Source organism: Paractinoplanes bogorensis (assembly GCF_018829635.1).
Taxonomy (GTDB): Bacteria; Actinomycetota; Actinomycetes; order Mycobacteriales; family Micromonosporaceae; genus Actinoplanes; species Actinoplanes bogorensis.
In genome coordinates this window covers 232,338-255,668 of the sequence record NZ_JAHKKG010000007.1, presented here as the reverse complement: position 1 = coordinate 255,668, position 23,331 = coordinate 232,338, and the positions used below count along the sequence as shown (strand labels likewise).

The 23,331-nt window shown below is 70.7% G+C and carries 25 protein-coding genes; 7 read left to right on the top strand and 18 right to left on the bottom strand.

The window, feature by feature from the left end; translation table 11 throughout:
* Window positions 1-90: 90 nt before the first annotated feature.
* Entirely contained in the window at window positions 91-831 is a 741-nt protein-coding gene (locus KOI35_RS23625) for an SDR family NAD(P)-dependent oxidoreductase (protein ID WP_215790115.1), read from the bottom strand.
* Window positions 824-1,708 carry an NmrA family NAD(P)-binding protein gene (locus KOI35_RS23620; RefSeq protein WP_215790113.1) on the bottom strand — a complete coding sequence of 295 codons (885 nt, stop codon included), beginning with the start codon at window positions 1,706-1,708 and terminating at the stop codon, window positions 824-826. The genes KOI35_RS23625 and KOI35_RS23620 overlap by 8 nt, the downstream gene beginning before the upstream one ends.
* Window positions 1,709-1,779: 71 nt before the next feature.
* Here KOI35_RS23620 and KOI35_RS23615 point away from each other — a divergent pair, with 71 nt between their 5' ends.
* On the top strand, window positions 1,780-2,673 hold the full coding sequence (locus tag KOI35_RS23615; protein ID WP_215790111.1) for a LysR family transcriptional regulator: 894 nt from the start codon (window positions 1,780-1,782) through the stop codon (window positions 2,671-2,673).
* On the opposite strand, the gene KOI35_RS23610 is transcribed toward KOI35_RS23615, so the two are convergent.
* The 3 genes from KOI35_RS23610 to KOI35_RS23600 are packed head-to-tail and all read right to left on the bottom strand — an operon-like array spanning window position 2,609 to window position 6,458.
* Window positions 2,609-3,121, bottom strand: coding sequence for a YceI family protein (locus tag KOI35_RS23610; RefSeq protein WP_215790109.1), 513 nt, complete (start codon window positions 3,119-3,121; stop codon window positions 2,609-2,611). The genes KOI35_RS23615 and KOI35_RS23610 overlap by 65 nt on opposite strands.
* A gap of 34 nt (window positions 3,122-3,155) precedes the next feature.
* Window positions 3,156-5,771 carry an ATP-binding protein gene (locus tag KOI35_RS23605; protein WP_215790106.1) on the bottom strand — a complete coding sequence of 872 codons (2,616 nt, stop codon included), beginning with the start codon at window positions 5,769-5,771 and terminating at the stop codon, window positions 3,156-3,158.
* A 24-nt stretch (window positions 5,772-5,795) separates the two neighbouring features.
* Entirely contained in the window at window positions 5,796-6,458 is a 663-nt protein-coding gene (locus KOI35_RS23600; protein WP_215790105.1) for a hypothetical protein, read from the bottom strand.
* A 17-nt stretch (window positions 6,459-6,475) separates the two neighbouring features.
* Here KOI35_RS23600 and KOI35_RS47565 point away from each other — a divergent pair, with 17 nt between their 5' ends.
* Window positions 6,476-6,658 (top strand): hypothetical protein, encoded by a 183-nt coding sequence (locus KOI35_RS47565; RefSeq protein WP_246613638.1) that lies wholly within the window; start codon window positions 6,476-6,478, stop codon window positions 6,656-6,658.
* Here the strand turns inward: KOI35_RS47565 and KOI35_RS23595 are convergent.
* From KOI35_RS23595 to KOI35_RS23575, 5 genes are all read right to left on the bottom strand, one after another.
* The gene (locus KOI35_RS23595) at window positions 6,632-7,633 is read right to left on the bottom strand and encodes an App1 family protein phosphatidate phosphatase (protein WP_215790828.1); all 1,002 of its coding nucleotides are present in this window, start codon (window positions 7,631-7,633) and stop codon (window positions 6,632-6,634) included. The two genes, KOI35_RS47565 and KOI35_RS23595, sit on opposite strands and share 27 nt — an antisense overlap.
* Window positions 7,634-7,781: 148 nt before the next feature.
* Window positions 7,782-8,507: a hypothetical protein gene (locus KOI35_RS23590; protein ID WP_215790103.1), complete on the bottom strand. Its 726-nt coding sequence runs from the start codon at window positions 8,505-8,507 to the stop codon at window positions 7,782-7,784.
* A 94-nt stretch (window positions 8,508-8,601) separates the two neighbouring features.
* Window positions 8,602-9,009 (bottom strand): hypothetical protein, encoded by a 408-nt coding sequence (locus tag KOI35_RS23585; RefSeq protein ID WP_215790101.1) that lies wholly within the window; start codon window positions 9,007-9,009, stop codon window positions 8,602-8,604.
* A gap of 142 nt (window positions 9,010-9,151) precedes the next feature.
* Window positions 9,152-9,367, bottom strand: coding sequence for a hypothetical protein (locus tag KOI35_RS23580; protein WP_215790099.1), 216 nt, complete (start codon window positions 9,365-9,367; stop codon window positions 9,152-9,154).
* 53 nt (window positions 9,368-9,420) lie between these two features.
* On the bottom strand, window positions 9,421-10,251 hold the full coding sequence (locus KOI35_RS23575; protein ID WP_215790097.1) for a class I SAM-dependent methyltransferase: 831 nt from the start codon (window positions 10,249-10,251) through the stop codon (window positions 9,421-9,423).
* A gap of 101 nt (window positions 10,252-10,352) precedes the next feature.
* Here KOI35_RS23575 and KOI35_RS23570 point away from each other — a divergent pair, with 101 nt between their 5' ends.
* A complete protein-coding gene (locus KOI35_RS23570; protein ID WP_215790095.1) occupies window positions 10,353-11,588 on the top strand; it encodes an ROK family protein in 1,236 nt (411 codons plus the stop codon).
* 88 nt (window positions 11,589-11,676) lie between these two features.
* On the opposite strand, the gene KOI35_RS23565 is transcribed toward KOI35_RS23570, so the two are convergent.
* From KOI35_RS23565 to KOI35_RS23530, 8 genes are all read right to left on the bottom strand, one after another.
* Window positions 11,677-13,068 (bottom strand): GH1 family beta-glucosidase, encoded by a 1,392-nt coding sequence (locus KOI35_RS23565; protein WP_215790093.1) that lies wholly within the window; start codon window positions 13,066-13,068, stop codon window positions 11,677-11,679.
* 101 nt (window positions 13,069-13,169) lie between these two features.
* A complete protein-coding gene (locus tag KOI35_RS23560) occupies window positions 13,170-14,174 on the bottom strand; it encodes an ABC transporter ATP-binding protein (RefSeq protein ID WP_215790091.1) in 1,005 nt (334 codons plus the stop codon).
* Window positions 14,174-15,256 (bottom strand): ABC transporter permease, encoded by a 1,083-nt coding sequence (locus KOI35_RS23555; protein ID WP_215790089.1) that lies wholly within the window; start codon window positions 15,254-15,256, stop codon window positions 14,174-14,176. Before KOI35_RS23555 ends, KOI35_RS23560 begins: the two co-directional genes overlap by 1 nt.
* 3 nt (window positions 15,257-15,259) lie before the next feature.
* Window positions 15,260-16,240: an ABC transporter permease gene (locus tag KOI35_RS23550; RefSeq protein WP_215790086.1), complete on the bottom strand. Its 981-nt coding sequence runs from the start codon at window positions 16,238-16,240 to the stop codon at window positions 15,260-15,262.
* A complete protein-coding gene (locus tag KOI35_RS23545; RefSeq protein ID WP_215790084.1) occupies window positions 16,237-17,301 on the bottom strand; it encodes an ABC transporter ATP-binding protein in 1,065 nt (354 codons plus the stop codon). Before KOI35_RS23545 ends, KOI35_RS23550 begins: the two co-directional genes overlap by 4 nt.
* Window positions 17,302-17,375: 74 nt before the next feature.
* Window positions 17,376-19,064 carry an ABC transporter substrate-binding protein gene (locus KOI35_RS23540; RefSeq protein WP_215790082.1) on the bottom strand — a complete coding sequence of 563 codons (1,689 nt, stop codon included), beginning with the start codon at window positions 19,062-19,064 and terminating at the stop codon, window positions 17,376-17,378.
* 148 nt (window positions 19,065-19,212) lie between these two features.
* Window positions 19,213-20,214, bottom strand: coding sequence for a LacI family DNA-binding transcriptional regulator (locus KOI35_RS23535; RefSeq protein WP_215790081.1), 1,002 nt, complete (start codon window positions 20,212-20,214; stop codon window positions 19,213-19,215).
* Between the two features lie 176 nt (window positions 20,215-20,390).
* Window positions 20,391-21,251 (bottom strand): NAD-dependent protein deacetylase, encoded by an 861-nt coding sequence (locus tag KOI35_RS23530; protein ID WP_215790079.1) that lies wholly within the window; start codon window positions 21,249-21,251, stop codon window positions 20,391-20,393.
* Window positions 21,252-21,289: 38 nt separating this feature from the next.
* Here KOI35_RS23530 and KOI35_RS23525 point away from each other — a divergent pair, with 38 nt between their 5' ends.
* The 4 genes from KOI35_RS23525 (at window position 21,290) to KOI35_RS23510 (ending at window position 23,330) form a co-directional block, all read left to right on the top strand.
* Complete coding sequence (locus tag KOI35_RS23525) at window positions 21,290-21,586, top strand: TM2 domain-containing protein (RefSeq protein ID WP_215790076.1); 297 nt, start codon at window positions 21,290-21,292, stop codon at window positions 21,584-21,586.
* A gap of 113 nt (window positions 21,587-21,699) precedes the next feature.
* Window positions 21,700-22,062 carry a DUF2203 domain-containing protein gene (locus tag KOI35_RS23520; RefSeq protein ID WP_215790074.1) on the top strand — a complete coding sequence of 121 codons (363 nt, stop codon included), beginning with the start codon at window positions 21,700-21,702 and terminating at the stop codon, window positions 22,060-22,062.
* Window positions 22,063-22,067: 5 nt separating this feature from the next.
* Window positions 22,068-22,664 (top strand): hypothetical protein, encoded by a 597-nt coding sequence (locus KOI35_RS23515; protein WP_215790072.1) that lies wholly within the window; start codon window positions 22,068-22,070, stop codon window positions 22,662-22,664.
* 24 nt (window positions 22,665-22,688) lie between these two features.
* On the top strand, window positions 22,689-23,330 hold the full coding sequence (locus KOI35_RS23510; RefSeq protein ID WP_215790070.1) for a hypothetical protein: 642 nt from the start codon (window positions 22,689-22,691) through the stop codon (window positions 23,328-23,330).
* Window position 23,331: the final 1 nt, after the last annotated feature.

Below are 23,331 nucleotides of genomic sequence, written 5' to 3'. Positions count from 1 at the left end.
CTCAGTTCGTCCACAGTCGCGGGTCGCCCGATGAGGGCGGCCCGCGACTGTCGTCTCCGGCACTGTCCCGTGCTGCCCGAAAAGCGCAGGTCAGCCCGCGTCCGGGAAGTCCGGCTGCTCGGGACCGGCCGGGATGTCGATGCGGGCCTCGCCGGTGCGCAGGGCCCGCAGGATGACCCGGCCCACGTACGCGGGTGAGTGCGGCACGACCGTGACGGCGCCCATCTCGATCGACGGGCGGTCGTAGGCGCCGTCGTTGAACTCGGTGGCGGTGATCCGCGGCGAGACCAGGCTGACCTCGATGCCGTCGGCGGCCAGTTGCAGGCCGATCGAGTGGGTCAGCAGGTTCAGGGCCGCCTTGGTCGCGGCGTACGGACCGACCAGCCCGTTCGTCTCGGCCGTCTGCACGCTGCCCGAGCTGACGTTCACGATCCGCCCGTGCCCGGCCTTACGCATGTGCGGGAGCACGGCCTGAACGCCGTTGACCACGCTGATCACGTTGAGCCGGTAGAGATCCAGGTAGTCGTCCGGGTCGAGGTCCTCGATCCGGAACGTGCTGCCCGCTCCCGCGTTGTTGACCAGGCCGTCGATCCGGCCGTGGCGTTCCATCGTGGCCTCGGCCAGCGCGCGCACCTGGGCCGGGACGGTGACGTCGGTCGGCACCGCCAGGGCGCCGCCGAGTTCTTCGCTCAACGCGTCGAGGCGGTCGGCCCGGCGCGCGGCCAGCACCGGGTGGGCGCCGGCCGCGTGCAGCAGCCGGACGGTGGCCGCGCCGATGCCGGACGAGGCGCCGGTGACGATGACGACCTGACCGGTCAGCGACTCAGGCATCGACGGCCTCCTTCAGCACGTCGAGGCACCACTGCCGGAATGAGGTCGGGGTGCTGTCTTCCGGCGTACGGGAAACGCCGTTGTCCAGGCCGTTGTTCTTGGCCTGCGCCATGTCGAGCATGGCCTGGGCCATCGCGCCGGAATAGCCGAAACCCAGGAAGTTCTGCTTGTACGCGTCGGCCGGCGTCTGCTGGTAACGAACCGGCCGGCCCAGCGCCTCGGAGATGATCGCGGCCATCTCGTCGAAGGTCAGGTCGTCGGGGCCGTAGACCGGTACCTCCTGCGACCCGGTCCACGAATCGTCGCGCAGCAGCCGGGCCGCGACGGCGCCGATGTCGCGGGTGGCCACCGAGGGCGCCTTGAGGCCGGGGACGATCGGACCGTACAGGACGCCCTGGTTCTTGATCGGTGCGATCTGGCGCAGCGTGTTGTCCATGAAGGACGGCATGCAGAGCGCGCGGTAGGGCACGCCGGTTGCGGCGATCAGGTCGTCCATGGCCAGCGAGCCGGTGACCAGGCCGGCCCGATCCGCGACCGGGGTGCCGCGACCGAGGGCCGAGATGCCGACCACCCGCCGGACGCCCCGAGCCTGGAACGCCTCGGCGGCCGGGCGGCTGAAGCCGACGTAGGCCTCGTCCACGCTGGTGGCCCGCGGGTCGGCCGGAACCAGCCAGAAGACGGCCTCGGCGCCGGTGAACGCCTCGGCCACGACGGCCGGGTCGCGGTGTGTGCCCACGACGACCTCGACACGGCCGGCGACGTCCGGGGCGAGCCGGGCCGGGTCCCGGGCCACGACGCGTACGGGTTCTCCGGCGTCGAGCAGGTTCTGCACCACCTGGCGGCCGATCGTGCTGGTGGGAGCGGTGACTACGTTCATGTGCTTCAGTCAACGCCTCCGGGGGCGTACGAGGGAAAGATCGTCTGCATCTGGATTGATACCGTGTGAATATGAGTGAGCTGGAGACCCGGCAGTTGCGCTACTTCGTGGCGGTGGCCGAGGAGCTGCATTTCGGGCGGGCGGCCGGACGGCTCGACATGGCCCAGCCGCCGCTCTCCAAGGCCATCCGCGACCTGGAACGGCAGCTCGGCGTGCCACTGCTGATCCGCACCACCCGGCAGGTCACGCTCACCCCGGCCGGCGAGGCGTTGCTGGCCGACGCCCGGGTCGCGCTGGACGCGGTGGCGGCGGCAGCTCGCCGGGCCCGGCGTGCGGGGCAGGCCGAACCCACGTTGCGGGTGGCGCTCAAGGCCGACTACGACGCGGGGTTGCTGCCGCTGATCGTGGACGCGTACGACACGCTGCCGATCGAACTGGTGCTCGGCGGTCCCGGGCAGCAGGTGCCCGCCCTGCGTGACGGGCGGGCCGACGTGGCGCTGGCCCTGGCCCCGTTCGACGACCGCGACATGGACAGCGAACCGCTGGTGACCGGGGCCCGCGTGGTGGCGCTGCCCGCGGCCGACCCGCTGGCCGCGCGCACCACGATCCGGCTGGCCGACCTGACCGGCCGCAAACTGCCCAACGGCGCCCGGGCCGAGACCGGCAACGTGCTGCCGCCGCCGGTCGCGCTGGTCAAGGACGTCTCCCAGCTGTTCAGCCTGGTCGAGATCGGGAGCATCGTGTGGTTCCTGCCGGACTGGGTGGCCGAGCGGTTCCCGCGCCCGAACATCGCCTATCGGGAAGTGCCGGAACTCCCGCCGGCCACCCTCGAGGTGGTCTGGCTGGCCGAGTCACGCTCGCCGGCCGTCGCCTCCTTCGTCCGCGTCGCCCGCCAGGTGGTCAGCACGCGTGCAGATCAAGAACCACACGCACCGGCCGCGCGATCAGCGCCCGGCCGGCCGTGATTCCGGCGGCGATCCGGTCGATCACGCCGGTGGCCACCACATGGCAACCGTCCGGCGTGGACCGGGCGACCTCGATCGCGAGCGTCACGTCGCTGTCGTGGCCGCGTACCCGCAGGACCCCGTCGAGCAGCCAGCCCTCCTCGCCACGGCGGCAGCCCGTGCTGCGGAACGCGATCGTCGGGTGCTGCGCGGCGTCGAAGAACTTCCGGCCGGCGATGTCCTTGTTCCGCCGCTCGTCGTCGCTGCGGAAGGTGCCCGCGTCGAGCACGGCCGAGGCGGTCGAGGCGGCCAGGTCGCCGGCCACGGTGATCGTGCCGCCGCGCAGGTCGACGGTGGCCGCGACCGGCTTGAGCCCGAAGGTGTGGGTGGCGGTCAGCCGGCAGGCCGACCGCGCGGTGTCGATGGTGTAGGTGCCGGGGCGAAGGGTGTTGTGCATCTGTGTCGTCATGCTTCGAGACTCGTCGTTCCCGCGGGCGCGAACCTCAGTGCCGGTACTGAGATGCGGCACGTAGGTCGGCCCGGTTGGCGAAGCCGAGCTTGCCGAGGATGTTGCGTACGTGCGTCTCGACCGTGCGTTCGGAGAGCACCAGACGCTCGGCCACGGCCCGGTTGGACAGTCCGTCGGCGACGAGCGCGGCGATCTCGCGTTCCCGGGCGGTGAGGTCGTCCCGGGCGAGTTCGGCCGCCCGGGCCGCCAGGGCCGTCAAGCCCAGACGACGGGCGGTGGCCAGTGCGGCCGACCCGAGCTCGCGGGAACGGCGTGGGTCGGTGGTGCGCAGGCTTCCGGCGTACGCGATCTGGGCCTGGCACACGAATGCGGGCGCGCCGATGCGCTCCTCGAGCTCGACCGCCCGGGCCAGAAGATCGGGCGCCTCGGGCCGGCCGAGCGCGGTCGCCATCGTCCCGAGCAGGCGGGCGAACGTACCGTGGCAGGCCGACATCGAGTTCAGATAGAGCCCGGCGTGCGGCCGCATCCGCTCGTAGCAGCCCGCCACGACGTCCAGGTCGCCGGTCCAGGCGGCCACCTCGCCGGCGATCATCGTCACGAACACGCGCCGGCCGTCGGCGGGCAGCCGGGGCAGCATCGGGGCCAGCCGCCGGATCGACGCCACGGCCGTCTCCCGGTCGCCGCGGCCCATCGCGATCTGCCCGAGCTGGGCCACCGCGATCGGCGCCCGGTCGTCGAACGGCAGGTCGCCGGCCCAGGCGTAGTCCCCGGTCAGCGTGGACAGACCGCCGAGGAAGGCCCAGTAGAGGTACGGCGCGGAGGCGTCCTGCGAGCGCGCGGCGACGTCCCGGGCCTCGGTCGCCAGGTCGCGCGCGTCGCCGATCCGGCCCGCCAGCAACGCCCGCGCGGCCCGGGCCCGCAGCAGGTGCCAGCGCGCGACCGGCCAGCCGAGCCGCTCGACCAGACCGGCCAGGCGCTCGGACTCGGCGTCGAACTCCACCAGATCGCCGCGCGCCAGACACACGTCGAGGCGCCACGAACGGCCCCACAACTCGGCGTCCGGCCGCCCGCTCGGACCGGCCAGTTCGCAGCTGCGCCGGGCCAGTTCATCCACCTCGTCCAGCGCGGACAGCGTGTCGATCGTCTCGTGCCGCGCGTGCAGGGCGGCGACCAGCGCGTCCGGTCGCTGCGCGGCCTCGGCCAGCGTCATGGCCTCCCGGCCGATCCGTTCCGCCCGCTCCGGGTCGCGGTCGTCGGCGAGCAGGAAAGCGTACTGGGAAAGGACTTTCGCCCGTTCCGCGGCCTCGAGCTCCTGGTCGAGGGCCCGTTCGCAGAGCCGCAGCAGGGCCGGCCCGAGCGGTCCGCCGAGCCCCCGGATCACCAGCGCGGCCGGGGCCCCGACCTCGTCGACGATCGCCTCGCAGTCGGTCAGGGCCAGATCCAACTGCCCGTTCCGGTACGCCGCCTCAGCGCGCTCCAACCGCAACCACGGGTCGCCCGGAGCGTTGTCGAGGGCCCGGCTCAGCCAAGCCACCGCCTCCGCGTAGTCGAGGCCCCGGGCCGCCGCCCGCGCCGCCGCCACGCAGGCCTCGACGGCGACGCTCCTCGACGGGTCGTCGACCGCGGCCCGCACCCGGTGGCGGGCGATCTCGGCCGGGCTCCCGATGCCGGCCAGCGCATCGGCGATCGCGGCGTGGGCCCGGATCCGCTCGTCGCGTCCGAGCCCGTCGTAGAGGGCCTGCCGGACCAGCTCGTGCCCGAACCGCACCCGGGCCGGCGCCCACGGATCGTCCACCAGCACCCCGGCCGCGACCGCCTCGCCGAGTGCCGCGACCGGCACCACCCGGGCCAGCACGGTCACGTCGATGTCGGCCCCGTAGGCCGCCGCCGTCGACAGCATCTGCCGGCAGGCCGTGGTGAGCTGGGCCGTGCGCCGGGCCACCAGCCGGCGCAGGCCGTCGGGCAGGTCGATCGCGCCGGCCGGGCCGCTCAGCCGATTGTCGCGCTGCAACAGCCGGGCCAGCTCACGGGTGTAGAGCGGGCTGCCCCCACCGAGGCGGTGCACGACCGGCGCCCAGCTCGGGTGGGCGTTCAGATAGTCGCCGACCGCCGCCTGGTCCCACGGCCCGAGGGTCAGCACCTCGGCGCTGTCCAGGGCCGGGATGCGGTCGGGGCGGGCGGTGCCGACCAGCAGGACACGGGCGTGGCCGATCCGGCGGGACAGGGCGGCCAGCAGGGCCAGCGAGGCGTCGTCGGCCCAGTGCAGATCCTCGAGCACGAGCATCAGCGGGTGTGCTTCGGCTTTTTCGAGGAGGGCAGCGATCGTGGCCTGGATGGCGCGGAACCGGGCTGCGACCGCGGGCTCACCCGCATCGGCCATGGTCAGCAGAGCCGGGGAGAGCCCGTGCGGGGCGTCGCGCAGCAGGCCGGTCCACGGCCAGAAGCTCGGGGCACCCTCGTCGGGATCGGCCCGCCCGGCCAGCACCGTGACCCCGGCCGCGGTGGCCCGGGCGGCCGCCTCTTCGACCACCGTCGTCTTGCCGATGCCGGCCTCACCGATCAGCAGCACCGTGGCGCCCGCGCCCTGCTCGGCCGAGGCCCGCAACCGGTCGAGGGCGACCACCTCGGCCACCCGCCCGACCAATCGCACACCACCCATCCCGACAAGGTGGCCCTAGTCGGCGGGGATGTCCACCTCGATCTCGTCCGAGAGGGTGAAACCGTCGGCCAGCTCGAGGTCGTCGCCGCTCCAGAAGCGACCCGGGTCGTACCAGTTGGGTTGCCGCCCCCGCGGCAGCAACCCCATGTCCTCGTACGTCACCGCGACCACCTCGGCGCAGTAGGCGGTCTCGAGCGCGGCCTCGGTGACCGGGCCCTTGCCGCCGCGCAGGCGCCACCGCGGCCGCACCTGCGGCACCCGGCCCCGCACCCAGCGCCAGGCCAGCTGGGCCGACGACGGGAACGGCGTGCCGTCGAGGCGGGCCACCGTCTTGAGTGCCTTGTCTTCCATCTCTTTGGGCACACCCGGTTCCAGCTGCCGCAACCAGCCCCGCTGGCCGTAGCGGTGCGCCCACACGGTCACCGCGTCGCGCAGGTCGTGCAGCTGGACCCCGCGCTGGAACGTACCGGACCACAGGTCGGGTAGCGACCGGCCGAGCTCGGCGTGCCACATGAGCGGCGGCATGTCCTCGACGACGATCGCCATACCCACGTGGTTCACGGGGCTGTTGGTCAGCGTCTGGATCGCCCGGTCGGCGCCCGTGCGGCCCCGGAAGATCCAGATATCCCCGGTCCGGGTCAGGTCGATGGCCTCGTCGAGGCTGATGGCGGCGTCCACGTGTCTATCCTCAAGTGATGCGTTGGTGGAAGGTAGTGGGATTGGCCGGTCTGGCGGGGGTCGCGGCAACGGGCGCCGTCGTGGCGCGAGCCGAACGTAGACGACGGCAATATACGCCCGACGAGATCCGCGACCGGCTGCACCAGCGGGTGGCCGAGGCAGCTGCCGCGGACTCAGACGACATCAGTATCGCGGAGTAGCGACCACAAACCGGCCCCGTCGGGCGCGGAGAACCAGGTCTTTCCGCCCGAGCCGACCGCCTCGGGGTTGCCCGACGGGCCCGGGATGGCGCCGGCCAGCACCGACTGGGTCGGCGACAGGCGCCGGATCGCGATCGCGGCCACGTTTTCCGGGTGCGCGTGCGCGAACTCGGAGTAGATCTCCTGATCGTGCTGCCCGTCGTCGCCGATCAGCAGCCAGCGGATGTTCGGGAACTCCCGGGACAGCCGTTGCAGCGTCGTGCGCTTGTGCTCCTGGCCGCTGCGGAACCAGCGGTCGGGCGTCGGCCCCCAGTCGGTGAGCAGCAGCGGGCCCGCCGGATAGAGATGACGGGACAGGAAGCGGGACAGCGTCGGCGCCACGTTCCAGGCGCCGGTCGACAGGTAGAACACCGGGGTGCCCGCGTTGGCCGTGATCAGACGCTCGTAGAGGACGGCCATGCCCGGCACCGCCATGCGCGCGTGCTCGTCGAGCACGAACGTGTTCCAGGCGGCCAGCAGCGGACGCGGCAGCGCGGTGACCATGACCGTGTCGTCGATGTCGCTGATCAGGCCGAAGCGGGCCTCGGGGTCGACCACCCGGATCGGCGCGTCGGCCGGAGCCGCGCCCTCGGTGAACAGCCGCACGCTCCCCCAGCCCGGCTCGAGGTCACCCTTGACCCGGGTGTCGACGTAGCCGCTGCGGTCGGTGCGGGTCTCGGTGATGCTGTCGCCGATCTGGATCTTCACGACCGTGTTGTGCACCGGCGAACTGGTGAAGCTGCGCCAGCCGCGCGTCTTGTCGAGCTTCTTGTCCCGGGCATTGCCACGGGTCAGCACGACCCGGGCCATCACCCGGGCCCAGCCCGGCGCGCCGTAGCCGGTGTAGGCGGTGATCACCGGCCGCCAGCCCCGGTTGCGCAGCCGGCGCTCGACGATCTCGTGGAGGGCGTCCTCCACGCGCGCGGCCCGGTGCATCCGGATCACGGGAGGCTGCCCGCCCGCCGGAGTTGATGCCACGCTCTGGCCCCCTGCCCGATAAGGTGTCGGCGGTCATCCTGCCCGGTTACGGTACCCGCCTAACCTGATGGTCGCGGGCGAACGTCCCCGTCTCCACAAGGGACGATCAGGCGTAGGCCTTGGTGGCCGGGATCTCGCCGGTCGCCCACTGGTCGGCGAACCACTCGTCGTCGGCCGGCGACTCCTTGGTCACGGCGGCCCGCACGATCGCCGTGGCGGCCTCGGCCCGCAGGGTGCGCAACGCCTCGGCGGCCAGTTCGGACTCCTGCCAGGCGGCCTGCTCGAGCTTCTGCGCGTCCTCGTACTGCGACATGCGGTGCGCCCGGACCGCGTTGCGCAGCAATCCCTCCTGCACCACCGGATGCAGCCGCGGGTTCCAGCCGCGGTGCGCGAGCACGTCGTTGAGCTGGGCGATCGAGATCTGCCGGTTCCGGCAGGCGGCGACCGCGGCGTGGTGCAGGTAGCGCTGGCGGTCGGCGTTCTCACCCGGCTTGCGGCGCCGGCTCATCAGCGGAAAGGCGGCGGCCTGGGCTCCCTCGCGGGCGATGCGGTCAGCCTCGTCGAACGCGCGCCAGGCGGCGTCGACCCGCTCCTGCGCGGCGGCCCACTCGGCCCGGCGGCGGGCGGCGGTGGCGGCGGCACGTTCAGCCGCCACGACGACCTCGTCGGCGTAGCGCATCTCGTCGGCCTGGGCCGGGGTCAGCGGCGGAACCGGCGCCGAGCGCGGCAGGCCGACGTAGGCCCCGGCCACGGCGATGGCGACCAGGATGACCAGCCAGAGCGCGGCGGCCTGGGGAATGGAGACGAAGAAGCTTTGCAGGGCGTTTTCCATCGCAACCTCACAGGCTTACGCGGTTCTCCTCAAGGACCGGGCAGGGTGAAGCGGCTCTCGCCGCGGGCAGCGGTGGGCCGCCGGCGCGTGTGATTCAGAGGGTCAGGAGCGGAGGACCACGATTTCCCCGTACGCGCATGGCCAGCCCTGCGAGCACGAGAACCGCCACGAGCACCGGGACGGTCGAGCCGACCGGCAACTCAGTGGCCGGCGTCGCGATCCGGACCGCGGGGGCGGCCTGGGCGATTTGTCCGTCTTGCGGGGCGGCGCCGATGCTCGTGGCGGCGACCGGCGCGGGGGCGGCGATGCCGGCATCAGCGACGACCGGCGCGGGGGCGGCGATGCTGGCCTCGGCGAGCACCGGCGCGGGGGCCGCGGTCTCGAGCCGGGCCGGGGCGAGGTGAGCGGCGAACGCCAGGGCGAGCATGGCCAGCCCGGTCAGAAAGCGCAGCAACCGGTGCCCATCCCAGTCTCTGGGGAGCACACGCGCCACGGCCGTCACACCGATCAACTTACCTTTTCCGGCCGGAACGCGCATGGCTCATCCGAGTTACGGCCAGTCGCTCACGAATGACACAAATCACCCGTCCGGGTGCGGCGACGGCGCCCGCTGGAGAGCGGGCGCCGTCGCCGGGTCGGTCAGGTCACTTGCTGGGTGGCGGAACGTCCACGTCGCAGGTGATCTTCGGGTTGATGCCGGCCCAGTTGAGGGGGCCGGCCACTACGGTGACGACGATCGTGCCGAACTCGGCGCAACTGGTGTTGCTGGTGTCGGAGAAGTAACCCCGTTCGTAGGCGGCCACGCCGCCCAGAACGAGCCAGATGATCAGAATCAGCCCGCCGATCGAGCCTGCGCGCATCGGGGCCTCCTATGCCGTGGGGATGCCCGCGAATACCCCGCGAGGATTGATCTCTAAACGGGAGGTTTCACGGCCTGCAGCGTGTAGCTGTGCGGCATCCGGTCGGGACGGTCGGTCAACTGGTACTCGCCGCGGCCGATGTCGGTCATCCGGCCGCCTTCGAGGGCCTCCCACGGCACGCTGGTGTGCTCGACCAGGCCGGTCAGGGTCAGCCCGGCGTCGAGCACGGCGGTCACGATCTCGCCGATGCCGTGGTTCCATTCGACGGTCGTGTTGTGCGCGAACTCGGCCTCGGTCTCGACGTAGGTGCCGCCCTCTTCGAAGACCAGCCCCTCCTCCCGCTCGAAGTAGGGGTATTCGAGGGCGATCACGTCGTCCTTGCGGTCGTAGTCGAGCGCCCACAGCACCGGGTGGCCCTCGCGGATGAACAGCCGCCCGCCCGGCTTGAGCAGTGCCGCGACGGTGCGCGCCCAGCGCTTCACGTCGGGCAGCCAGCAGAGTGCTCCCACCCCGGTATAGACCAGGTCATATCCGTCACCGACGGCGGCCACGGCGTCGTAGACATCGGACTGCACGAACCGCACGTCGGCCCCGGCCAGCGCGGCGATCCGGCGGGCCTCGTCGAGCGACCTGGGCGAGAAGTCGAGGCCGGTCATGGTGGCGCCGAGCCGGGACAGCGAGACCGTGTCGGTGCCGATGTGGCACTGCAGGTGCACGCCGCGCAGTCCGCGCAGGTCGCCGAGCCGGGGCTGGTCGAAACGGACGACGTCGCTGAGATGCTCCGGGTCAGCGGCGAACCGGTCGACGGCGTAGCCGGGCGAGGCGGCGTGGGCGGCGGCGCGGTCGTCCCAGTTGGCGCGATTGACGTCGCGATAGTCGGTCACTCGGGCACGATATGCCGACGTCGATGCGGTCGGCTTACGATTTTCCGGCCACGTGGCGTTAGATGGCAGTTCGGGGAGCGGCCACACAAAAGGGGTGCGGTTTGGATACCAGGCGTACGACGGTGCGTGACGTCCGCCGGGCGAACCGGTCCAGCCTGCTCACCGACCTGTTCCACGGCGGGTTGCAGAGCCGCCAGCAACTCGCCACCAGCACGGCGCTGAGCCAGGCCAGTGTCAGCAATCTGATCGGCGAGATGATCGAGGAGGGCCTGGTTCAGGAGGCCGGTCTGGTCGGCTCGGACGGCGGCCGCCCGCGGGTGCTGCTGAGGGTCAACCCCGGTTTCCGGTACGTGGTGGGCGCCGACGTCGGTGAGACGCGCGTGCTGGTCGAGTTGTACGACCTCGAGATGTCCCGCCTCGCGGTGGCGCGCCTCGAGCACGACGACCATCCCGAGCGGGTCGCGGGCCGGGTGCTGACCGGCCTCGACCAGGTGATCGAGCAGGCCGGGGTCGCGGCGGCCGACGTGCTCGGCTTCGGGGTCGGCGTACCGGGTGTGGTCGACGCCGACGGCGTGGTCGACGCGCAGCCCACCGGCTGGGACACGGTTCCGCTGGGCGCGATGCTGCGGGCCGGCACCGACGTGCCGATCTTCGTGGAGAACGGCGCCAAGACCCACGGCCAGGCCGAGATGTGGTTCGGTGCGGGCCGCGGCGCCCGGCACGCGGTCATCGTCATGATCGGCACGGGGGTGGGCGCGGCCGTCGTGATGGACGGGCGCAGCTACTACCGGGGGGCGAACAGCAACGCCGGCGAGTGGGGACACACCACGCTGATCTACGACGGCGACGAGTGCCGGTGCGGGGCGCGGGGCTGCCTGGAGGCCTATGTCGGCGCCGAACGGATCGGGCGGCGGCTGGCCGGGGCGGTCGGGGAGGCGTATGAGGAAACGCTTCTGCCCCGATATCTGAAGCGGGACGACCTGCCGGACGCGGCGCTCGAGGTCTTCGAGCAGACGGCCGGCTATCTCGGCGCGGGCCTGGGCGACCTGATAAATCTGTTCAGCCCCGAGCGGATCGTGCTCGGCGGGGACACCGGATCGATCTTCGGCGCCCGCTTCCTGCCCGAGATCCGCCAGGCCGCGGCCCGGCATGCACTGCGACGCCCGTACGCGCAGACCTCCATCACCCTCTGCGAGCTCGGCACCGATGCGGTGGCGATGGGCGCGGCCACCCTGCCGATCGCGCAGTTGCTGGCCGAGGGGGGCCTGGCCGAGCCGCCCGAACCGGTGCTGGCCTTCACACCCCGCCAGCGCCGCCCGGGAGCAAGGGCGCGATAGGACCTTTCCCGTACGCCGTTTCCTTTCTCGGCGTGGATTGGAGCCGGGTGCGGCCGCGGCGCCAGGCTCGCAGCCGCACCCGGAGTCATCAGGACGCGCGCATCCCGGCGATCGAGGCGCGGAACCAGAGGGCGCTCTGCTTGGGCGTGCGCTCCTGGGTCTCGTAATCGACGTGCACGATGCCGAACCGCTTGGCGTAACCCTCGGCCCACTCGAAGTTGTCGAGCAGCGACCACGCGAAGTACCCGCGGATGTCGGCGCCCTGCTCGCGAGCGGCGGCCACCGCGGCGATGTGGGTCGAGAGATATTCCGTACGGTCGTCGTCCGCGACATAGCCCGAGGCGTCCGGCTGGTCGTCGAAGGCGGCACCGTTCTCGGTGATCACCATCGGCAGCCCGGGGTAGTCGTGGTGCAGGCGGACCAGCAGCTGGGTGAAGCGCTCGGGGGTGATCGGCCACCCCATCGCCGTCTTCGGGGTGTCGGGCAGCACCGCGCGCACCACCGGGTCCCCGTTCGCCTCGTGCGTGCTGCCCTCGGCGTCGGTGCCGGCGAAGTCCTGTCCGAAGTAGAAGTTGACGCCGAGCACGTCGAACGGCGTCGAGATGATCTCGAGGTCGCCGTCCTGGACCGGCATCGCCGAGCCGCGGGCGGTCAGGTCCTCGACCATGTCGGCCGGGTACTCCCCCTTGCGCAGCGGGTCCAGATAGAGCCGCAGGCCCATGCCGTCGGCGCGGCGGGCCGCGTCCCGGTCGGCCTGGGTGTCGCCGGCCGGGTCGGCCGTGCCCATGTTCAGCGTGATCCCGTACGTGTGCGGGCGGGTCTCGGCCGCGCGCATCCGCTGGGTGGCCAGGCCGTGACCGAGCAGCAGGTGGTGGGTGGCGGCGAGGGACGCGTCGAAGTCCTTGCGGCCGGGCGCGTGCACGCCGACGTTGTAGCCGAGGAAGGCCGAGCACCACGGCTCGTTCAGCGTGGTGAACGTGTCGACCCGGTCCTGCAGCTTGTCGAAGACCATCATCGCGTAGTCGGCGAACCGGTAGGCGGTGTCGCGGTGGGGCCAGCCGCCCGCGTCCTCGAGCTCCTGCGGCAGGTCCCAGTGATAGAGCGTGACCCAGGGGGCGATGCCGTTCTCCAGCAGCTCATCGACCAGCCGCTCGTAGAAGGCCATCCCGGCCGGGTTGATCGGTCCGCTCCCGTGCGGCTGGATCCGCGGCCAGGCCACCGAGAACCGGTAGCTGTCGACGCCGAGGCTCTTCATCAGCGCCACGTCCTGCGGCATCCGGTGGTAGTGGTCGCACGCCACGTCGCCGTTGTCGCCGTTCACGACGGCGCCGGGCACAGCTGAGAACGTGTCCCAGATGGACGGGGTGCGGCCGTCCTCGCTCGCCGCGCCCTCGATCTGGTACGACGCGGTGGCGACGCCCCAGACGAACTTGGGCGGCAGGCCGGTGGCGAGCGGGAACTTGGTGGTGGTGGGGTTCATGGCTCTCCAGGGGCTCCGCCTTCAGTCCGGTTAGGGGCGGCGGCGGGGTGGTTGGAAGGGTTTTGAGGGCCGCCCACTTCGAAAAGCGGGCGGCCCCCGTTTCATCCGACGGGTTGCTCCGTGGGATGCAGCCAGCACGCGACGGAACGTGCGGCTCCGTCCGGGCTGTCCGGGCGACCGAGCACCGGGATGTGCGTCGAGCACGGCTCGAACGCCTTCGGACAGCGGGGGTGGAACGAGCATCCGGTGGGCATGCCGGCCAGGTCGGGCGGCGAGCCGGGGATGCCGGCGAGCTCTCGGCGCGGCCCGCGCAGGGCGGGGAAAGAGCTCAGCAGACCTTTCGAGTACGGGTGCAGAGCGTCCCGATAGATCGTGGCCGCGGGCGCTTCCTCGACGATCCGGCCGCCGTACATGATGGCGATCCGGTTGGAGAACTCGACCAGCAGCGACAGGTCGTGCGTGATGAAGATGACCGAGAAGCCGAGCCGCTCGCGCAGTTCGATCAGCTGGCCCAGGATCTGCCGCTGCATGACCACGTCGAGGGCGGTGGTCGGCTCGTCCATGATGACGACCTGCGGCTGCAGGATCAGCGCCATACCGATCATGACGCGCTGCCGCATGCCGCCGGAGAGCTGGTGCGGATAGGCGTCCATCCGGTCGGACGAGATCCCGACCAGCTTGAGCATCTCGCGGGCCCGGGCGTTGCGGCTGTGCTCGCTCATCTTGGGCTCGTGGGCCTTGAGCACGTCGGTCAGCTGGGTCGAGATCTTGTGCACCGGGTTGAGCGAGTTCATCGCGCCCTGGAAGACGATCGCCGTCTCGGCCCAGCGGAACTCGCGCAGTCCGCGGTCGCTCAGGCCCAGGACGTCGTACGGGTCGCCCTTCTCGGGGTGGTAGATGACCTCGCCACCGGTGATCACGCCGGGCGGGGCGAGCAGCCGGGTCAGCCCGTAGGCCAGGGTCGACTTGCCCGAGCCGCTCTCGCCGGCCAGACCGAGCACCTCGCCGCGGTGCAGGGTCAGGTTGACGTCGCGGACCGCGCGCACGGCCTTGTCGCCGAGACCGTAGTCGACGTTGAGGTTACGAATTTCGAGTACGGGTTCCATCACTTCGCCTCTCGGACCACGGGCGTGGCGGCACCCGGCGTGAGACCGGGTAGCGGCCGGGCGTGCGTGTGCGGCTCGGCCGAGTTCGACAGCACGGGCGTGAAGCCGATCCGCATCCGTACGGTGCCGCCGGAGGCCGTCTTGAGCTTGGTCTTGCCCGCGCTGCGCAGGCGGGGGCTGACGAACTCGTCGATCGCGAAGTTGATCAGCGACAGGGCGGTGCCGAGAAACGCGATGGCCAGACCGGCCGGCACGAACCACCACCACGCGCCCTGGGCGAGCGCCTGCTGGCCCTGCGCCCAGAACAGGATCGTGCCCCAGTTCCAGCCGGCGTTGGAGACGATGCCGATGAAGGCCAGGGTGATCAGCGAGAGCACGGCGAAGATGACCGTGCCGATGAAACCCGAGGCGATGACCGCGGTCAGGTTGGGCAGCAGTTCGAAGCCGACGATGCGCCAGGTCTTCTCACCGGTGGCCCGGGACGCCTCGATGTAGTCGCGCCGCCGCAGCGAGAGCGTCTGGGCGCGGAGCACCCGGGCGTTCCACGACCATGACGTGAGGCCGATGATCAGGGCGAGCAGCAGGTTGCTGGCGTTGTCCAGGATCGACGTGATGATGATCATCAGCGGGACGGCCGGGATGACCAGGAACACGTTGGACAGTGCGGACAGCGTGTCGTCGGCCTTGCCGCCCAGGTAGCCGGCCGTGATGCCGATGATCACCGACAGCACGGTGGCGATGGTGCCGGCCAGGAAGCCGACGAACACCACGCTCTGGGTGCCGTCGAGCACCTGGCTGAACACGTCCTGCCCGAGGTGGGTCGTGCCGAACCAGTGGTCGCCGGACGGCGGCTGCAGCAGATCGTTGCTGCGCGCGCTGGGGTCGTACGGGGTGATCCAGGGCCCGATGATCCCGAAGAGGATGTAGAAGAACAGGACGACCAGACCGACGGCCGCCTTCTTGTTCTTGAGGAACAGGAAGCGCTGCCGTTTGGCCTTCTTGCCCGGCTTGGCGTTCTCCGGCGTGGCCATGGCCCCCTGGCCGGGGATGACCTGGGCGGTGCTCGAGGTGGGAATCGTCATCGCTCAGCCCTCCTTGCGGGTACGCGGGTCGAGGAGCAGGTAGGCCAGGTCGGCCAGCAGGTTGGCGACCAGCACCGAGATCGTGATGACCAGGAAGATGCCCTGCATCAGCGGGTAGTCCTTGGCGCCCAGCGCCTGCAGCAGGATGAACCCGAGGCCGGGGTAGGAGAACACGATCTCGACCAGCAGCGTGCCGCCGACAATGAAGCCGAGTGACAACGCGAAGCCGGAGATGTTGGGCAGCAGCGCGTTGCGGGCCGCGTAGCTCACCGCCACCCGCCGCTCGGACAGGCCCTTGGCGTGCGCGACGGTGATGTAGTCCTCGCTCGAGACCGTCACCATCATGTTGCGCATGCTCAGGATCCAGCCGCTCACCGACGAGATCAGGATGGTCAGCGCGGGCAGCAGGCTGTGCTGCAGGGCGCTCGGGATGAAGTACTGGTCCCAGGCCGGCACCAGCGCCGAGTCGAAGCCGCCGGAGCTCGGGAAGAAGCTGTCCGGGCCGGTCAGCAGGTAGATCGCGATGATGCCGAGCCAGAAGTACGGCACCGACGAGAAGAACGTGGTGACCGGCAGCAGGCCGTCGGTCCACGAGCCGCGCCGCCAGCCGGCCAGCACGCCGAGGCTGGTGCCGATCAGGAAGCTGATCACCGTGGTGATGCCGACCAGCGTCACCGTCCACGGCAGCGCGTCGCCGATGATCTCCGAGACCGGCGACGGGAAGAACGTGAACGACAGGCCGAGGTCACCCTGGAACAGCTGCTTCCAGTAGTCCACGTACTGCGTCCACAGACCCTTGTTGTCGTCGAGGCCGAACAGCACGTACAGCGAGTTGATCGCCTCGGTGCTCATCTGGCCGCGGAACTTGGAGATCAGCGACTGCACCGGGTCGCCCGGCACCATGCGCGGGATGAAGAAGTTGAGGGTGATCGCGGCCCATGCGGTGAACAGGTAGAACGCGATGCGCTGGAGGAAATACTTCATTTCGCGGCTTCTTTCACCGTGGCTTCGTCATACAGCCAGCAGGCGGCCCAGTGGCCGGGCTTGTCGCCGATCTCGAGGCGTACGGGCAGGTCGGTCTCGCAGCGGGCCATGGCGGCCGGGCAGCGCGGGTGGAACCGGCAGCCGGACGGCGGGCGGATCAGGCTCGGCGGCTCGCCGTTGCCCCGGTCCTCGTCCAGCGGGTTCACGTCGCCGGCCAGCCGGTCCGGGTCGGGCGCCGAGTCGATCAGCAGGCGGGTGTACGGGTGCGCGGGCGACTGGGTGACGGTCTCGCTGTCGCCGCCCTCGACCATCCGGCCCGCGTACATCACCAGCGTCTCGTCGGCGAAGTAGCGCGCCGACGCGATGTCGTGGGTGATGTAGAGGATCGCCAGGTTGAGGCGCTCCTTGAGGTCGCGCAGCAGGTTGAGCACGCCGAGGCGGATGGAGACGTCCAGCATGGACACCGGCTCGTCGGCCAGCAGGGCCTCGGGCTGGGCGCCGAGCGCGCGGGCGATCGCGACGCGCTGCCGCTGGCCGCCGGAGAGCTCGTGCGGGAACTTGTCGAGGTACCGCTCGGGCGGCGTGAGGCTGACCCGGGTGAGCAGGTCGCGCAGCGCGATCTCGAGGTCCTCGTCGGTCTTCCCGGCGTTGTGGTGGATCTTCAACGACCGGGTCAGGTGATAGCGGATCGTGTGCACCGGGTTCAGCGACGCGAACGGATCCTGAAAGATCATCTGAACTCGTGCCGCGTACGCCCGGAACGCGCCCCCGCCCTTGACCCGGGTCGATTCGCCGTGCAGCCGGATGTCGCCGTCGGTACGCGGATAGAGCTGGGCGAGCAGGCGGGCCACCGTGGACTTACCGGAGCCGGACTCGCCGACCAGTGCGACCACCTGGCCGCGGCGCAGAGTCAGGTTCACGTCGTCGACGGCGTGAACCGCGTTCTGCTCCCTCGTGAAAAATTGGCGCAGTTTGCGGCGTACGGGAAAATGCTTGGTCAGGCCGACAGCCTCAAGCACCACTTCGCCGGTCTGCACCTTGGCGTCCTGAGTCGACGTCATGGGCGTGATTCCTTTGCGGGGGCGGCGGAATGCCGCTCCCCGCGCCTGGACGGCACGGGGAGCGGCACGGGCGATCAGGAGTTGGCGGGCTTGAGCTTGCCGATGATCAGCGACACGTACGGCTGGGTCGGCTGCGCACCCGAGTACGGGTCGGCGTCGGTCGGCCAGCCGGTCCAGTTCTTGTCGCTGTAGGCGGCGCCCACGTTGTCGGCACCGACCGGGAACATCGGGGCCTGCTCGACGAAGATCTTCTGGATCGAGTTCATCGCCGTGGTGCGGGCCTCGTCGCTGGTGGCGTTGGCGTAGGCCTTGAGCGCGGCGGTCGCCTCAGGGCTCTTGAAGCGGCCGAAGTTGCCCTGCTGAGCGGCGGTGCCGATCGGCTTGAGCATGTCGCCGTCCATCACGGTCTGGTAGATGTCGTACGGCGTCGCGCCACCGTTCGTCCACCGCATCGAGGCCTCGAACGCGCCGGTCTGCACGTTCTTGTCCCAGACGTCCTGGTTGGGCTTCTCGACCGTCGCGTCGATGCCGATCTCGGCGAAGTTGCTCTTGATGATCTCGAGCGTGGTCTGGTAGTCCGACCACGGCGCCGGGTCGCTGAGCTTGATCTTGACCGGCTTGCCGGACGGGTCGCTCAGCACCTTGCCGTTGAGCTTGTAGCCGGCGCTGGCCAGCAGAGCCTTGGCGCCCTCGACGTCGTTCGAGAACTCCTTGCCCTTGTACTCCGGAGCGATGAACGCGTCACCGGCGCCCGGCGGCAGGCCGGTCACGCTCTTGATCTCCGGGTGGAAGTACGACGCCTCGGCCTGGGTGAAGATGTCGGTCCGGTTGATCACCATGTTCATGGCCTGACGCAGCTTCACGTCGTCGAACGGCTTGATCGTGGTGTTGATGTAGAGACCGTGGATGCCGAGCACGCCGGGCGCCCACACCTTGTGGTGCTCCGGGTCCTTGGCGACGAAGGTCGCCTGCGGGTTCGGCAGGAAGACGAACGACCACTCCGAGTCGCCGTTGGCCAGCGCGGTGCCCTGGGCGTTGTTGTCGGCGTAGGAGACGTACCGCAGCTCCTTGACCTGCGGCACCGTTCCCCAGTAGCCCTCGGTGCGCACCGACAGCGTGACGCCGGCCTGGGTGAAGGACTTCAGCGTGTACGGGCCCGAGCCGACCGGGGTCTTGTTGACGTCCGTCGCCGGGTCCGAGATCTTCTCCCAGATGTGCTTGGGCACGATCGGGGTGCTCGCCATGATCTTGTTCTGGTTGACGAACTGCGGCGTCTTGAAGGTGACCTTCACGACGTTGCCGGCCACCGTGATCTGGTCGAACGGGATGGCGTTCTGGTTGAGCGCCTCGTTGCTCTTGAGCAGCGTGAACGTGTAGGCGACGTCCTCGGCGGTGAGCTTCTGACCGTCCGACCAGGTGGCGTTGTCGCGGACCGTGACCTCGGCCGACTTGTAGTCGTCGGCCCACTTGACCCCGCTGGCCAGCCACGGGACGGCGGGCTCGGCCGGGCGCACCGGGTTCCACTGGGTCAGCGGCTCGTAGATCATCCACTTGTACCCGAGCGCGTTCGCCGAGGAGGTGCCGGCGAACGGGTTGTGGTTCTCGGTCTGCGTGCCGTTCGGCATGCCGATCTTGAGGAAGTCCACCGACGCCTTGTTGGCGTTGTTCGCGTTGTCGGCGTTGGGCGAGTCGCCGCACGCGGCGAGTCCACCCGTGGCGAGCGCACTCGCCAGGGCAACCGCGAACAGTTTCCTTCTCTGCATCACAAAACTCCTCGAATGTGACGGAATCGGGGTGAGCAAACGGCCGTCGTGCCGGTAGCTGTTGCTGCCGTCGGCGTTGACGTTCCATTTGGGGCGTGCACCATCGCGGCACCGGCACGTGGCCGGCCCCGAGATCGTTGTTATCTGGCTAAGCCAATGTGGAGGGTCGGGTGTTGAGGGACGTGGGGATCACGGTCGGACGGTTGGGCAGGGGTGTGCCCTCGAAGTGGGCGAGCAGCGTCCGCGCCGCTGCCTCACCCATCTCGCGCAGCGGTTGGTGCACGGTCGTCAGCGGCGGCTGGGTGTGCGCCGCGGTCGGTATGTCGTCGAAACCCACCACCGCCACGTCCTGCGGGATGCGGCGGCCGGCGTCGAGCAGCGCCTGCATCGCGCCGATCGCGGACAGGTCGTTGTGGGCGAACACCGCGTCGAACTCCACCCCGGACTCGAGCGCGGCCTGAACGCCGGCCGAGCCACGGGCCACCGTGAAGTCACCCGGCAGTCGCCGTTCGGCGGTGATCGGGTGCCCCGCCTCGGCGAACACCGAGGCGAAACCGGCCAGACGCTGACGCGTGCAGCCGAACTGCTCCGGTCCGGCGATCACCAGCGGCTTCGTACGCCCGATCTCGAGCAGATGCCGCGCGGCCGAGCCGGCGCCGTCGTGGTTGGTCGTGCCGACACTGGGGATCTCGCCCGAGGTCTGGTCGCGATCGTCGATGAGCACGACCGGCAGGCCCCGGCGATGCAGCGTGGCGATGTAGTCGAGGGTGCCCTCGGGCTCGATGACCAGCAGGCCGTCGAACGACTTGGCGGACACCTGCGCGCCGAACTGGCGCATCGACTCCTCGCCGCGGTTGCAGGTGAACAGCAGCAGGCCGTAGCGCTCGGTCTCGAGCACATCGACCGCACCCTGGATCACCTCGCCGATCCACGGCCAGGTCAGCGAGGGCACGAGCATGCCGACGACCCGGGTCCGCCCGCGGGCCAGTCCGACGGCCCGTGAGCTCGGCACGTAACCCAGCTCGTCGATCACCGCACGGACCCGCGCGGCGGTCGATTCGTCCAGCTCACCCTTGCCGTTGAGCACGCGGGACACGGTCGTCTTGCTGACCTTGGCCCGGGCCGCCACATCGGCGATGGTGATTGGCACTGGTCCTCCGTGAGTCCACCTGGCGTGTCACCGCTTCGTTGCGCCGGGATTTCGGAACCGGTTTCGGAAGCGGTTTCGGCAGTTAACGCCAGTGAGGCCCATCACGTCAACGGGGCCATTGAATTATTTAGGTTTCAGTACCGTAACCACCCGGCGGGACCTTCGTTAACGCCTGGTCAAACGCCTGTTTTTACGGGCGAAACGACAGCCGTCGCATCGACGAGGTTGGGCAGAACAATGCCCAATGGGGCATCGACGGTGAGCCCTGCGTACGGTTCGCCGCGCGTCACGCCCCGGTTGACGATCGCGACCCGGATCCCGTCCTTGGCCGCGCGCAGCACGAAGCGCCGGCCCGACATCACGGTCAGGGACGATCCGAGCACGAGCAGCGTCCGCGCCCCGGCCACGAGCGCGAAGCTGCGCTCGACCCGGCCCGGCGGCACGGTCTCGCCGAAGTAGACGACGTCCGGCTTGAGCATCCCGCCGCAGCCCAGGCAGTCGACCACCCGGAACCCGTCCAGCTCGGTGTCGTCGAGCTCGGCGTCGCCGTCGGCGTTGATCGCCAGCGCCGAGGCCTCGAAGGCCGGGTTGGCGGCGTCCAGCCGCTCGGCCAGCCGTTCCCGCGGGGTCAGGTCACCGCAGGCCAGACAGGTGATGCGGGCCAGATTGCCGTGCAGCTCGACGACGTCGGCGGCGCCCGCCGCCTGGTGCAGGCCGTCCACGTTCTGCGTGATGATCCCGTCGACCAGGCCGGCCCGCTGCAGGGTGGCCACGGCGCGGTGGCCGTCGTTGGGCCGGGCCTCGCCGATCGTGCGCCACCCGAGATGGGAGCGGGCCCAGTAGCGCCGGCGGGCGATCGGATCGCGGGTGAAGGTCTGGTAGGTCATCGGGGTGCTGCGCCGGGCCGACCCGGACGGGCCGCGATAGTCCGGAATGCCGGAATCGGTCGACAGGCCGGCGCCGCTCAGCACCACCACGCCGCCCTCGGCCACCCACGCGCCGAGCTCGGCCACCTGCTCCACCACCTGAAGGTCCACGCTCCCATCATCCCTCGCGCCGACTAACGTTGACGCTCGTGACCGACCCGTCGGACGATCTCCGCTACCGGGCGCAGCGCGCCGAGTTCGAGTTCGCCGCCGTCCGCAAGGACGCCCGGGTCGCGTACACGCTCTGGGCCCTGACCGGCCTCATCGGGGGCCACCGGTTCTACCTGGGCGACACCGGGCGCTCGATCGCCATGCTGTTCACGCTGGGCGGGCTCGGGGTGTGGGCGCTGGCCGACGGTCTGGTCGTGGGCCGGCGGGTGCGCGCGGTCAACCAGACCCGGCGGGCCGCGGTGATGGCGCGCTACGGAATCGTCGACGGCTCGTGAGCTCGTACGGGCGCGCTCCTGCCCTTCGTACGGGCGCGCTCCTGCCCTTCGTACGGGAAAGAAATCACCTAGCTGTAGTGGGATCTTGGGCCGAAGGCTGGCAGTCTCTTGTCATGGGGCTATTCACGGTGAGCGAGGCGCGGGAAGAGCTCGAGCGGCTACGGCCCGTGTTGGACGAAATCGTTGCGCTGCGTGCTGACGCGGCCGAACTCGGAGCGGTCATCGGGGCCGGGGGTCCGCCGACGCCGCTGGGCGGCATGCCGGAGTGGAAGGCCGCCTCGGCGCGGCTCGACGACCTGATGACCGTGGTGCAGCAGACCGGCGCCGTGCTCAAGAGCCTGGCGCCGCTGCTGGTCGACTTCCCGTCCGAGATCGAGGGCGTCGACGTCGACCTGTGCTGGCTCGAGGGCGAGACCGGCCTGAACTGGTACCACCGGGCCGACCTCGGATTCGCCGGACGCCGGCGCATGCCGTGAGCCCGGTGCTCGGGCTCGTCCTGCTGATCGGCCTGATCGGCTTTGGCGTCCTCGGCACCTGGCACCCGGTTCCCGGCCTGGCCGGCGCGATCGCCGTGCTCCTCGGAGCGCTGGTGACGGTGCTGATCGCGCCGGTGCGGCGACGCTTCGGGCTGGGCCGCTGGGCCCGTGCGAACGGCTGGACGGCGGTCGCCGCGTCGAGCCGGCCGTGGCCGTGGGACGGCCTGGCGCTCAGCGGGCGGGTCGAACCCGGCCGCGCCTGGAAGCGGCCCGGCGTCACGTTCGGCGAGGTGCGCTGGTCGGGTGGCGCGTTGACCGGGGCGGTGGCCGGGCGCGACGGACACGGCCTCTTCGTGGTGCTCAACCTGCCCGAACCGCATCCCGGCATGGCGATGCGCCTGCCCGACATCGTCGTCGGCGACGCTCCCGAACTGGCCCGGCCCGGGTTGCGCGAGGCGTTCCGAGCCGGGGAGATCCCGCCCTGGACGTTGCGCGCCGACGAGTTGTTCACCGTGGAGGCCGGCGCCGTCCGCCCGGCCACGGTCGAGCGGGCCGTCGTGCGCGCCCGATCCGTCGCGCGGCACCTCGACCTGCTGCCGTGACCGCTTCTCCTACCATGTTTGTCGATGCGCATCTGGTGGAAAGCGACCTGGTCACTGATCGCCGGTGCCCTGCTGATCGTGCTCGGCTTCAGCGCCCGCAACCTGCTGGGCTGCGCGGCGCTGTTCGGGCTGGGCCTGCTCGCCTATTGGGCCTACAACGTCTCGCGCCTGATGGGTCACCGGTCGATGACCCGCTGGGCCGCCCGCAACGGCTGGACCCGGATCGACGTGGACTACCGCGAGTGGGCCTGGACCGGCCTGCACGTCACCGGCAGTAGTCAGGTCTCGTTCGCGTTGCAGGGCGTCGTCGACGGACTACCGGTCACCACCGGTGAGGTCGAATGGGACGGCGGAGCCTTCTCCGGGGCCAGCCTGGCCGGCACGGGCACCGGCGTCTTCGTGATCGTGCGCCTGCCCCACCGGCAACCGCCGATGGCCATGCGGCTCCCGTTCGTCACCGTCGGCGACTCCCCCCGGCTCGAGAACCCGCAGCTGCGCCGCGCCTTCCTCACCGGGGAGATTCCCGCTTTCACCGTACGAGGTGACGAACTGTTCACTATCGACGCGAACATCAACGCCACCGAGCCCGAAGCCGTCCAGCTCGCCGTCAACCGGGCCCTGGAGATCGTCCGGATCCTCGACCTCGGGCCCGACAAGCCGCGTTAGC